This window comes from Nitrosomonas sp. Is79A3 (assembly GCF_000219585.1).
GTDB lineage: Bacteria > Pseudomonadota > Gammaproteobacteria > Burkholderiales > Nitrosomonadaceae > Nitrosomonas.
Genome location: NC_015731.1, coordinates 452,486 through 465,521 on the forward strand (window position 1 = coordinate 452,486; position 13,036 = coordinate 465,521).

Sequence of the window (13,036 nt, forward strand, 5' to 3'; positions counted from 1 at the left end):
TCTTTATAGTTTTCCTGTCCGCCGGTTAAATCCATCCTTCAGACCTTTTAGCATCATATGCAAATTGGCTATTCGATTGGGTGAAAATAACGTGAAAAAAAATAGCATGCATAGAATACGCAGCTTGTCGGCCCGTTTCCACGCTTCAGGCATATAAGGACGTTGCCACAGCAATGCGCTATTTCTAAACATATAATAATAGCGGAAAGGCTGATGAAAAGAGATATTTCGCCAGCGCCCCCACCAGATGCGAATGTGCTTGTCACCTAAGGAATGTTGCATGAAAGCGTCACATACTCCGTATAAAGCAAAGCCTTTAGACTGTGTCCGAAAACACCATTCTGTATCAATGTGATCAATAAAAAGTCCAACATCCATTTCGCCCACTTGTTCCAATGCGTGCATCGCAATGAGTGAACCAGAGGAAATCAGAAAATCTGCGCGTAGATAGTTGGTGTTTTTATCATTGAATATTCGCGCTAACCTAAATCGGGAAATGCGCACAAATTGTGATAGTTGTGAAGATGTGCTATCGCGGTAACGCGGCGCAACAGCGCCAACCAAGATACCCTGTTTTTCAAGATTTTGGTATGCGTTATGTAATTTGCTCAGCATATTTGATTCCGGGATGCTGTCTTGATCCATGAGTAGCACAAAAACAGCGTTCAAGTCACGCGCTTCTGCTATGCCAGTATTAAAGGCTTTTCCCAAACCACTATTATGTGGCAGTTTGATCAGATTGATTCTATTGAAGCATTCCTCATCAAGACGTTGAATGATTTCCGTGACATCGCACGTCGAATCATTATCCACAATAACAACGTATTGGACTTGTGAAAGCAACGAAGTGAGATTGTCAATCAATGTGGATTCATCGGGATTAAAAGTGACGACAATCGGTACAATGTCGGTATGCAATTTTTTCAATCAATTGACCTATAGAATAAAATTGAAATTATTGGGAGCTTACTCAAAAATTCTATGTTGTCATCGGGGATGTCAAGCAATAATTTTGCTGAGTATGTCGATATTGCTTACCCATAATGCCATTTCGAAAGCAAATTTTTTCGGACGAATAAAAAAACTGCACTCGTACAAGCAAGTTGATGATCAGGAAACTGCTATTGTCAGCGGTGTTCATATTAATTCAATTGCCATACCCATTTTTCGCCCGGAACAACAATCGTATTGCAGCGAGAGATAGTGAGGTGCTGCTCAGAATCGAACTCGAAGTTAAGCTTTCGGTTCGATCTACTCAAGGGCGTACTGATCCTTTCTTCTTGTCTCGCCGAGTGCGCTACGTCAAGAAAACGAAGCGCCCACTCTTGGCAACTAAATGGCAAGTAGAGCATAGTGATCCCCGTTGCCAATGCCCAGCACTTGATGTGGCAGCAGGACGTAATGGAGGTGGTAATCAAACAATGGCTTCAATTTTTCTCGATCGCAAAGGTGGATGGACACATCACCACACAATTGAAGCGGTATTAGGGAACTAGTCAAGATAAAGCAGGGACAAAAAACATGACATCCTTGATTTGAACAGCGAAAAAAGAAACGATTTGAAACGTCTTGCAAAGCGCCTGATTGTATAAGAAATTCCCACCGCTTTGTTACTATTTGGATTTGCGGGTATGTCGTACATAAACTTTTTCTCCAATTCACTTCCCTCTCGCCAATAAATGAACAACTCCCAGCAACAGTCATTAACGGATATTGTGAATTTCTGATCATTTGTCAATGTGTGTTTGACACTCGATTCGATTTCCAGTACTTTCATCTCCTATGAAAAAGAGTGTTTGTTTTTCCTAGACGCCTCTGGAATCAGTGTCACTGATAACGTGTTGAATTTGTTGTGGAGTTGGGAATTATTCGCTGCTTGCGTAGCCGATTGGATTATTGCCCCGAGCCACAGTGATTTGTCTCTGATGGCGGCCGATCTTGGCATAGCCCAGATTATGGCAAACTGGCATTGTGTTTGCCATCTCCGTCCACTCATCACCAACTATGATCGTAATGTCGCCAGAGCGCGTCTCTCAGCAAGCCAGCGAGGATTAAGAGATAATTAGAATAGATGATTTTATCAAATCAGAATCAATATGGCCATTGCAAACGAAGAAGAGCTATTGTCGTTAATAACGACCACATTTCCACCAGCCCAAAATGTTCTCGTTATCGCGCCACACCCCGACGACGAAGTGTTCGGCTGTGGCGCGACCCTATCACTACTGCAAAGCGGCGGGAGCAGGATCACGACCATTATCGTGACCAACGGTGCTTTAGGCGGCGACAATGCCGATAGGAAACTGATCGAATTGCGCGCCGAGGAATCCCGCGCTGCCGCCAGGCTGCTGGGATTCAACACGCCGATATTCTGGGGTCTGCCGGATCGTGGCGTCAGCTATGGCGAGGTGTTGATCGGACGACTGATTGAAACAATTCGCGATACCGATGCCGACCTGGTATTTCTCCCATCGCCCACTGACTGGCATCCCGATCATCAGGCCATTGCCTTTGCCGGCGCCGAAGCCGTTCGTCGTGTAGGCGGCCAGAGACAGGCAGCGTTCTACGAGGTGACCGACCCATTACCCTATCCCAACCTGATTCACGACATCGGAGCGACAGAAGAGAAAAAGCGTCAGGCGATGCGTTGTTTTCCTTCGCAACTGCAGGAACAACCCTACGACGCCCGTATTTCTGGAATCAACAGTTTTCGAGCAATGCACCTGGGAGCGCAGGTAAAAAGCGCCGAAGCCTTTATGGTGCTGACGGCCACTGATCTTGGCAAGCGCTTGTCCATTTTGCTCGACGGGCCGATGGCCCACCGACGCAGCTTTGGCTTCGCCACCAGTGGCTGCGACATACCGCTGGTGAGCGTGATCATCCGCAGCATGGATCGACCAACCTTGACAGACGCACTCGATTCTCTGGCCTTACAAACCTATTCAAATATCGAAGTGGTGCTAGTGAATGCGAAGGGCTCCGGACACCAACCAGTAGAGCCATGGTGCGGGCGCTTTCCTGTCAGGGTAGTCGATACCGGCGAACGCTTGCCGCGCAGCCGAGCGGCAAACATGGGGCTGGATGCCGCACAAGGCGAATATTTGATCTTCCTGGATGACGATGATTGGTTCGATGCCGATCATATTCAGAAACTGGTGGCCGCGCTTAGGCAACACCCCGAGCTCAAGGTGGTTTACACGGGCGTCAGAAGTATTGATGAACGGGATAATCCACTCCCCAACACCTTTTCATTTCCATTTGATTCGATCAGGCTGCTGGCGGTGAATTTCATTCCGATTCATGCAATCCTGTTTTCCAGGACATTGCTTGAGCTTGGCTGTCGTATCGACGAATCCTTTGAAATCTACGAGGATTGGGACTTTTGGATACAGCTGTCCCGATTCTCGGACTTTTTGTTTGTTGATGGGGTAAGTGCGACTTATCGAATCAATCAACAGGCCGGATCGGGGGTGCATTTGAACGGTTCGATCACAGAAACTGCCAAGCTGGTCATCCTCAGGAAATGGCACGATGCGCTGTCTGACGATCAAGTGATCAAAATAATGCAGGCTGTGCAGCAGAGCCCGATAAAAGATGGCCAGATTTCCAATCTTCACCGTGCCGTAGCCGAGCGCGACGGGCGGCTCGCCAGTCTTAATCACTGCGTGGCAGAGAGCAATCAGCGGCTCATGCACCTTGAGCATGAGATTTCCGAGCGAAACGGAATTGTTCAGGCTCAGGCACAGACCATCGCCGAACTGCAGAATTCATCCAGCTGGCGAGTAACCCGCCCGTTGCGTTATGTCGGTCGCCTGTGGCGCAAAGCTCAGGATGTAAAAAATGGGGCCCAGAGGTTACTTCAACGCGAGTCGTTGCCGGAACTTTCAAAAAGGCTGCTGAGGGTTTTGCGCCAGGAGGGGGTGAAGGGTGTGAAGGTGCGCATTCGTCAACAATATTACCTGGCAACACAGGTGACAAGCGCATCGCCGCCGGTACTGTCGCCGACCAAGCTGGGCTTCCAACTCGAACCAGCAGCCATCGTACGTGATCGGCAGGGACACTATGCCCTGGCGTCGAGGCCCGGGGGTTACACCTACATTGAGCCGCAACGCCCGGCGAATCTCAACAGCCGACTTGCGCGGCTGCAATCCCTGCCCTCTTTTTCAATCGTGGTACCGGTTTACAACACGCCAATCGAACTCCTCGATGCATTACTCGCTTCCGTCCAGGCTCAGTGGTACCCGCATTGGCAATTGGTACTTGCTGACGATGCCAGTCCAGCCGAGGAAATCCGCAAAGCCTTGGCACGGATAGATCACCCGCAAATCAAGGTGCTGTTTCTGGAAAAGAATCAGGGTATTGCGGGGGCGACCAATGTAGCGATTGAGGCTGCTAGTGGCGATTTCATCGTGTTCATGGATCATGATGACGAACTTACCGTGGACTGTTTGTATGAACTCGCGCTGTGCATCGAGCGAGAGCAGCCAGACTTCGTCTATAGCGATGAAGACAAAATCACCGAATTTGGCGATTATAGTGAACCTCACTTCAAACCGGACTGGTCCCCCGACACGATGATGAGCACGATGTTTACCTGCCACGTATCCTGCATACGACGCAGTTTGCTTGATACGGTGGGCGGATTGCGCTCGCAGTACGATGGCTGCCAGGACTGGGATTTTGTTCTGCGCGTGTCCGAGCAGACCGATCGCATCAGTCATGTCCCTAAGGTGCTTTACCACTGGCGCATCATTCCGGGCTCGATTGCGTCTGACATCTCAGCAAAATCCTACATACTGGATGCATCCAAACGAGTTCGGGAAGACGCACTGGCCCGCCGTGGTCTTGTCGCGACAGTTGAGCCAATCGAACAGATCAGTGGCTATTTCCGCGTGGCCTACCAATTGCAAGGCAACCCGCTGATCTCGATCATCATACCCACGCGCGACAATGTAAAAATTCTGCGCCGCTGCATCGACTCGATCCTGCAAACGACGGGCTATCGCCATTTTGAGCTGGTCATCTTGGACAACGGGTCTGTTGACCCGGCTTCTGTAGCCTACCTGCAGCAGATCAACGGGAAGGATGGCGTCAAAGTAATTCGGCACGATGCCCCATTCAACTTCTCCGAATTGAACAACATTGGCGCACGTACCTCTACTGGCGAGCTGCTGCTGTTTCTCAATGACGACACCGAAGTGCTGCAGCGGGACTGGCTGGAGCGCCTAGGCGGTTTTGCCCAGTTGGCACATGTCGGCGCGGTGGGCGCGAAACTTCTGTATCCGGGAAGAAAACAGGTTCAGCATGCAGGTGTCCTGAACCTCGAAGGTGGACCGGGGCACGCCTTTCTGATGCAGGACTGCGACGCTCCCGGCTACTGCATGCGCAACCTCCTGGAATACAACTGGCTGGCGGTGACGGGCGCCTGCCTGATGGTATCCCGGGATAAATTCGATGCCATAGGAGGATTCTGCGAGACCCTGCCGATTGCCTATAACGATATCGATTTGTGCATGCGCCTGCACGATGCTGGTTTTTACAATGTGGTTTGCCAGGCGGTTCGCCTGACGCATCACGAGTCGGCATCGCGCGGCCTCGACAATACTGATCCCAAAAAGGCCGCCCGCCTGCGGCGCGATCTTGTCCAACTTTATGAGCGCAACCCCGGCTATTTCCAGCACGATCCCTTCCACAACCCAAACCTGCGCCCCAATGGAATCAATTTTGAGGTACCTGCTTGATGAACGAGATGACAAATGGCCATGAACTCCAGTCGGCGGCCAAGGCGGGGCATTTTTTCTCCGGCCACGACGAGCTTCAGCGACTGATTGAGGTCGCTGCGGCAATCTCGTTCGACTTTTTCGACACGCTGTTTACCCGTCCCCTGGCAAACCCGGAGGATGCATTCGACATTCTGGCAATCCGGTTTGCCATTCCGGACTTTCGTGAGCGGCGCCTGGCGGCGCAAGCAGAGGCTTTCCGCCGCATGCACGCAGCAGGGCGCAAGGAAATCCGGTTGGAGGATATCTACACCTGCCTGGCTGAAACGGGTTTGCCCAGCGACGAATTGATGCGCGCTGAATACGCTCTTGAACTGGCGTTAGTTGAGCCGAACCCCGAGATGTTCGCAGTGTTTCATGCCTTGCTTGCCGCGGGCAAGCCTGTGGTGATCACCTCGGACATGTACTTCTCAACAGAATTCTTTATCGAAGCGCTCCAGCCGCATGGCCTTGCACATGTGCCGCTGTTCATCTCGGCGGATTGCAATGCGACCAAGCGTGACAGCGGGGAATTGTTCAGCATCGTGGCTGCCAGGCTGGGCCTGCCGACAGGGAATATTCTCCATATCGGGGACAACCAACTGGCGGATGTGATGCGGCCACGCGAGAAGGGGTTGATGGTTTTTCACTATCGGGCCAGCTGGGATCGAGACGTAAAGAAAACCGCCTCGCTTTCCACCTCGATTGGACACGGCCTGTTGCGTACCAGTACCCGAGAGATCACGCCCGACTCCTATACGGAACTTGGTTTTATCTACGGAGGCCCGGCCACCGTGGGCTTCCTGCAGTGGATCCGGGAACGTGCCCGGCTGGACGGCATCGACCACGTGTTGTTTCTCTCCCGCGATGGTTACGCGCTCGAGCGTGTCGCCCGGGCGCAGGCGGACAGCGGATTGCCCGATTTTTGCTATTTCCTCGGTTCACGCACTGCGTATACTCTGGCGGCCATTAAGGCTGAAAACTTCAGTCAGTTCCTGCCTTTCCTCTTGTCCGGTGCTGATGGCCTGGCACCTTGCGAGCTGTTGGAGAGAATTGGCGTACAACCGCCAGCTCCCAAAATTATGGCGGACCTGGGACTCGGCGACAAGGTTCGCGTGACCCCGGCCTTGCATGAAAAGATGGCCAGTTTCTTGTATGCCTATCGCTGGGAAATCCTCAAGGTGTGTCAGCGTAATCGCCACGCCCTGTATCGCTACCTCAAGCAGGTGGGGATCACTGCGGGAAATCGGGTAGCACTGGTCGATGTGGGCTGGAGCGGCACAACGCAGGAAGCATTCGAACTGGCTGTGCGCCCACTCATGGACCTGCAGGTTTTTGGATACTACTTCTGTCTGGCCGACACGCTGGAGCGCATCCAGCGCGAGCAGAAGCAACGGATGGCGGCCATGGTGAGTGCCGCCACAACATCAGTCGCGACCATTTCCAGCATTTATGCAAACCGTGTCACTGTGGAACTGTTTTTTTCCGCTCCGCATCATTCGGTGATTGGTCTGCAGGTCGGGCAGAACGGCGTTGAGCCCGTGCTGGATGCCGGGCGCGGCAACACCAGCGATTTGCTCCGGATAGCGCAGGAGGTTGGCCAGGGTGTAGAAGCTTTTTCCGAGCACTATTGCGCGCTGCAACAGCGCCTAGATTTTCGCGCATCGCCACTGCAAATTGCTTGGCCGCTGATCGGACTGGTCACCGAGAAGCAGGGCCACCCGCATCCGTTGTTGGCGCAGGTCAAGAACTTCGATGCCTGGGGTAGTTCACGTAATCATGAGTTGACGTTGGCCAGCTATTTGTCGGCCTCGGCCTAGTTCCGAGCACATGACGTGCGCCGAAAAGGCTGCCATGACCGGCGGTAGTTCCCCATGCCGCTGAGCCAGTAAATCTTGGGCACAGCGGCACTCATCAAACCCGGACCACAGTCGCTGTCACTTATTCAACCGCCGCGAAATCTCGCTGTATGAAGCCACGTGGGCCTTGTAAATGCTAAATGTGTTGTCGTTTATGCCACATTTTTGGTAGACCCTCACAATGCGTCGCGCTTGGCGCGTAGTACCACCCCGCCATACCCGCCCCATGGCTTTCTGCGCCTGCGTTGTGCTGACGGCACCCATGAAAAGTTAGCCGCTGTTTCCTGCAAACGGCGGTTATTTTGCCCTTCGTGCGGTGGGCGGCGCGTGGGACAGACGGCTACTCACCTGATCGATCACGGTATTCCCAATGTGCCCGTGCTGCTCCGGGTGCTTTCATTGTCGATTCCACTGCGCTATATTCACACTATCTATCCGCATCTTCTTTTACCAGTATTGTAGGTCATTTCGCGCTACCGCATGCCTCAATTGCAATCAGTCCGGCTCCACGTTATGCAAAGAATTTCAGAAACTCATGCTTGCAAAACTTGTGGTTATGAGTCACGCCGATTCCGTGTGTCACCCAGAAGAGCTGAAAAACTCGCTTTGCAATATCCAAACCATGGGACGTAAAATTCATTACAGCCCCTCCCTCCGTTTGTTGAAAGATTCTATTATCTCCACCTTAGCACGTAGATGCCGTCAGGTCCGCGAGGGGACTACCTCATTCTTTACCATCTACCCCTGTTCCCCGTGGAGAGGGGACCGTCCATAGAATCTCCGCTATTTGCACCTTGATTACGGGTGTGGTTTTGTATGCCATGATATCTGTGAATCAAAAGCCGATTTTCTAACCTGAATATTTTGTGCAATCCTGCCAAAATAAGGGGGCGAACAAACTTGTGTAGTAACAATTTACCGAAAATCCTTATCACCACTCATTAACCACCAGTGATTCTTCAGAGTTTCTGGGGGCGTTCCATGACTCCAGGCATTAGCGGGTATGCGGATATCTAGCGGTTGTTGTTTTCCACCAGAGGTTGCGAAATATGAAGTGAAGTTTCCGGTAATATGACAAAACACCCGTGTAGCGCCGTATATGCCAGCCAGTCGTCTCGCATGCGTAATCAACAATGGAATTTCAGCTAACGGTGCGATGAGATCAACGATTTCACAACCTTCCGGATCAAAGCGCAGTACCAAAATACCCCGCGCACGTCGATTGAAACGATTTTTCACTAGCATGATTTGATATTGCTGACTGGGATGATCGAGGTAACGATATTGCAGATAATTCCAGTCGCGAATGCCGATGATTGCGGTTTGCAGATCGGCGGCCATGCGATGCCAGCATTCGTTAACGGCGGTTATTACAAAGTCTGTTTGTTCTCTGCCAATCAGGTACAGACGTGTTCCCCAAAGCGGGAATCGTGACCGGGTGTTCCATGAAAATTCAATCATGCGACCGACCTCAGCGTATAACCCAAGCCGTTCTGCAACTTTCATGGCGCGTTCGTTGGGGAAACCAAAACCCACCAGATAGGGTTTATTATAGCCGATGTAGCGTTCCAGAAAAGTTGCTGCCATTAGGAAAAAAGGCCCTTTTCGGGTGAGCGTGCCGCGTTCATTCGTATCCACCATCACATCCCCTATCTGCACAGCGGTTTGAGGTTGACCAAAAAACAGGATTTTCCGGCCAACGCCACCATAATGAGCGATTAATTGATTGTCCCGCCAAATACCAATTTCACGTCCTGAATTTGAGTCGTATTTCCATTGCCATGTGGCCGGCGTCATGTCGTGATGGAATGTTTTCTTAAACAAGCCGAACATTTCCGGAGTCTGGCTTTTTTCTAGAATCTGCAGGCGCCACTTGGGCACCGTTTTTTTTCTGAAATGTAACAAGGCATAGCCATAATGTCCGCTGGCATATTTTTTGTGATAGGTCCGGTTCGATTCATCCAGTTGAGCGAGCTGTTCATCGGTCAAGGCAAGGTCTTTGATCAGACTTTGTCGATGAGTTGCAGTAAAGCGCAATAGATAATCCAGTGTGGGTGCTGCCTGAGTGGATAGATCCATGCGCTCAACCAGCTCAAATCCGAACCGTTCTGCAAGTGCTACCATATCTTCAAGCAGATGAAGACCCCCAATTCCTGCTTCATCATATTTCAGTGCGAATTCATCAATAATGACTAAATCACCGGATAAGGGGAGCAGATCGAGTGCTTTATTAAAAATGACCAACGGCTCGATATATTGTGCGGATTCTTGTAATAGCACGACATCAAAGCTTTCTGGATGGGCTTTAAAATCTTGCAGCGAATGGCAGCTTACGGAAGCCCCTGAATTCAAGTTTTTTTGAATATAAGCGATTTGTTGTGCGTCGGGAGTGATGCCATGGATATCATAACCGCGCTGATTTAATAGGGAAAGAGTGGTGCCCAGACCAACACCCACTTCCAGAATGCGGCAAGGAGGCGGCGGTAGCCTGGCCATCAACAGATCCGTAGAAAATTGCTGTGCCGTCTGCAGGCTGGTTTGGTTATCTTGGAACAACCCATAATGTAGATAGGTGGCTTTGCCTTCCTCTAACAGCAAGGCATGCGCATAGACGTTCAGCGGGAAAGTAAGATCTTTGAAAGGAGAAGGTGAAGATGTGGCAATCGAAGCGGCATAACCGGTTTGCCGATAGTATCGAGAACCTTGCGCTGAGTTGTGATTAACTGTCTTGGTCATTATGCGTGCTAATATGGTTATTTTCCCACTGATGAGGAATTGAAAAATATCCCTGCAAACGGCTTGTTTGTTTTACCTGTAAGGTTGCCACACTTTCTGCTGCATCATAGAGATGTATGCCGCGCTCACAGAGCAGATATACATTAATCTGATACTCACCCTTTAGTAACGGTACTTGATCCAGTCTGAGACAAATCTGTCCATATCCTTCGGAATTGCGTTGCACACTAAACTGGTCTTCCCATGTTGCTGCACTGGTGACTGTGCGGCCATCTTTTGCTTGTAATGTTATTCCCACATTGGGGCAAGGCAATGAAGGGTCGGAAGCAAAGGTGATCCATAACTTGATGCCGGATTGACCGCTTGTGATGATAGCATGCTGCGTGATGATCTCATTTGCCAGTAACTTGACTTTATCCAGATGAGCGCTACCCGATGTGTGATTCCTGGTAAATGCAGAGGCGTCAGTATGGATATCGGGTTTTTCAGGTGTTGAGTTTGTCATGCTTTGATCCAGAAATGCCTGGTAAGCGGATACCACTTGCGCCGATTCGCCATCTAAAATAATTTTTCCCTGATTAATCCAGACGGCGCGGCTGCATAAAGATTCAACCTGAAACAGCGAATGTGAGCAGAATAGAATTGTTTTTCCCGCATCGCGCATGTGCATGATGCGGTCAAATGATTTGCGAGCGAAAGCGCCATCGCCAACTGATAAGGCTTCATCAATGACTAGAATATCCGGATCGACATTAATCGCAACAGAAAATGCCAGGCGCACATACATGCCACTGGAATAAGTTTTGACCGGTTGATCAATGAAATCACGAACGCCTGAGAAATCAATAATATCTTCTATACGATCGGCAATCTCGGATTGACTGAATCCCATGATCGCCGCGCTCATTAGAACGTTTTCACGGCCGGTAAACTCGGGATTAAACCCGGCGCCCAGTTCCAGCAGAGCAGCAACCCGGCCATTTACCCGTACTTCACCCTGAGTGGGCGTTAAAATGCCGCAAACCAATTGCAGCAGTGTCGACTTTCCGGAGCCGTTTTGACCTACGATACCAATAACTTCTCCTGGCATCACAGTCAAATCAATATCGTGCAGCGCCCATAACTCACGATAAAATTGACGTGACCCCCACCATTTGTGCGGCCACAAGAATTGCTTTAAACGATCCTTGGGGTGCTGATACAACTGATAGCATTTGGATAGCTTTAAGGCGCTAATGGCTGTTTTAGAATTGGCTGGATTAGAGAACATCAGCAAATCCCTTGCGTGTTTTCATAAACCACATCAAACCGACCCAAGCAATAATACAGGCAAGCATATAATAAATAACTAAGCCACTCCAATCCGGGAGTTGGCCATATAAGGTTACTGCCCGTGCTTGTTCTATGACAAAAGTAAGCGGGTTGAGAAATAGATAATCACGAACAGATTCCGGCAATGCAGAAGCAGGATAAAAAATTGGACTCATAAACAGTAACATGGTCAATATCAGGCCAATAAATTGTCCAATGTCACGCACATAAACCCCGATTGAAGCAAGCATCCAGGACAATCCCAAGACGAGTAATAGCAGTGGCAGTATGATAATAGGCAAACAAATCAGAGTCCAATGAATGGGGTGATCAATAACCAGTATGAAAATAACTAACACCAAAAAACTAATTCCGGCATGAAATAGTGCGGAACCTAAAGAAACCAACGGTAAGATTTCCAGCGGGAAAATAACTTTCTTAACATAATTGACATTGGCGAGTACCAACCCTGGCGCACGGGAAAGGCATTCGGAGAATAAATTAAATAAAATCAATCCGGTAAATAATAATAATGCAAAGGCAAATTTATCATCATATATATCAGTGTTCTGCGGATCTAAGCGTATTTTAAATACTACGCCGAAAACAAATGTATAAATGGCCAGCATCAAAATGGGATTGACAAATGTCCATAATAATCCCAGAAACGAGCCTCTGTAGCGGCCAATCACTTCCCGCTTGATCATTTGCAAGATAAGCGGGTAGTGTTGCCGAAGGCTTAGGAAGTTATCTAAAAAGGTAGTGGTGAACAGATGCAAGAAATTGAATATGAATATTGTGCATTGAATGTAACATTATCGCAGATTTTAAACGAAAAATAACAATGGAAAAGCAGATAGGTTCCTGTAAGCTAATTATGGCGTGCGCATAGCTAATCGCATTGCACTAAATTAATTAGTTAAGGAATCTCTGAATAACTCACCTTTGTCATTCCGAACGTAGTGAGGAATCTTTGGCAATCAACAGTATAGGTTTCTCGCTCTGCTCGAAATGACAGTTATTCAGAGGTTCCTTAACTAATAAGTCTTGTATCTTATCTGTCTGTTGATATAATCAAATAAGAATCATTCTCATTATTGTTGGCTTAATTATGAGGGAGTGAAAAAACACATTCTTACCCTTCATTTTGAAGTCTTGGCGTGAACAAATGCTGTTACAATGTTGTAAATAAGCAACATGCTCAATGTAAACTTCAGTCGCATACTTGCAAAGCGGTTTTGTTTTGGGCAGAATGCACTTTAACTTGGCTTTTGTGGTATCTTCTGGTAAGTGGATTATTAACCGCGCAGAAGTTACATAGAGACAAAGTGAAAAGTGAAAAACTTGCAAGTAATTTACTTTCGTAACTAT

9 protein-coding genes are annotated in these 13,036 nt (G+C 49.2%); 5 read left to right on the forward strand and 4 right to left on the reverse strand.

Annotation, left to right across the window (positions count from 1 at the left end):
• Nucleotides 1-3: 3 nt before the first annotated feature.
• The gene (locus tag NIT79A3_RS02085) at nucleotides 4-927 is read right to left on the reverse strand and encodes a glycosyltransferase family 2 protein (RefSeq protein ID WP_013964612.1); all 924 of its coding nucleotides are present in this window, start codon (nucleotides 925-927) and stop codon (nucleotides 4-6) included.
• Between the two features lie 197 nt (nucleotides 928-1,124).
• On the opposite strand from NIT79A3_RS02085, the gene NIT79A3_RS02090 reads away from it, so the two are divergent.
• The 5 genes from NIT79A3_RS02090 to NIT79A3_RS02110 all read left to right on the forward strand — a co-directional run bounded on the left by NIT79A3_RS02090 (nucleotide 1,125) and on the right by NIT79A3_RS02110 (nucleotide 8,080).
• Nucleotides 1,125-1,496: a hypothetical protein gene (locus NIT79A3_RS02090; protein ID WP_156796978.1), complete on the forward strand. Its 372-nt coding sequence runs from the start codon at nucleotides 1,125-1,127 to the stop codon at nucleotides 1,494-1,496.
• Between the two features lie 300 nt (nucleotides 1,497-1,796).
• Nucleotides 1,797-2,066, forward strand: a complete 270-nt coding sequence (locus NIT79A3_RS18495; RefSeq protein ID WP_156796980.1) for a hypothetical protein — start codon at nucleotides 1,797-1,799, stop codon at nucleotides 2,064-2,066.
• Between the two features lie 30 nt (nucleotides 2,067-2,096).
• Complete coding sequence (locus NIT79A3_RS18125; RefSeq protein WP_013964614.1) at nucleotides 2,097-5,741, forward strand: glycosyltransferase; 3,645 nt, start codon at nucleotides 2,097-2,099, stop codon at nucleotides 5,739-5,741.
• A complete protein-coding gene (locus tag NIT79A3_RS02105; protein WP_013964615.1) occupies nucleotides 5,741-7,579 on the forward strand; it encodes a haloacid dehalogenase in 1,839 nt (612 codons plus the stop codon). The genes NIT79A3_RS18125 and NIT79A3_RS02105 overlap by 1 nt, the downstream gene beginning before the upstream one ends.
• Nucleotides 7,580-7,738: 159 nt before the next feature.
• Nucleotides 7,739-8,080 (forward strand): transposase zinc-binding domain-containing protein, encoded by a 342-nt coding sequence (locus NIT79A3_RS02110; RefSeq protein ID WP_041360072.1) that lies wholly within the window; start codon nucleotides 7,739-7,741, stop codon nucleotides 8,078-8,080.
• Nucleotides 8,081-8,533: 453 nt separating this feature from the next.
• On the opposite strand, the gene NIT79A3_RS02115 is transcribed toward NIT79A3_RS02110, so the two are convergent.
• From NIT79A3_RS02115 to NIT79A3_RS02125, 3 genes are read right to left on the reverse strand one after another with little or no spacing between them, the layout of a single operon-like run.
• Entirely contained in the window at nucleotides 8,534-10,354 is a 1,821-nt protein-coding gene (locus NIT79A3_RS02115; protein WP_013964616.1) for a GNAT family N-acetyltransferase, read from the reverse strand.
• Nucleotides 10,338-11,624, reverse strand: a complete 1,287-nt coding sequence (locus NIT79A3_RS02120) for an ABC transporter ATP-binding protein (protein WP_013964617.1) — start codon at nucleotides 11,622-11,624, stop codon at nucleotides 10,338-10,340. Before NIT79A3_RS02120 ends, NIT79A3_RS02115 begins: the two co-directional genes overlap by 17 nt.
• Nucleotides 11,614-12,372 carry an ABC transporter permease gene (locus NIT79A3_RS02125; protein WP_156797141.1) on the reverse strand — a complete coding sequence of 253 codons (759 nt, stop codon included), beginning with the start codon at nucleotides 12,370-12,372 and terminating at the stop codon, nucleotides 11,614-11,616. The genes NIT79A3_RS02120 and NIT79A3_RS02125 overlap by 11 nt, the downstream gene beginning before the upstream one ends.
• Between the last annotated feature and the right edge of the window lie 664 nt (nucleotides 12,373-13,036).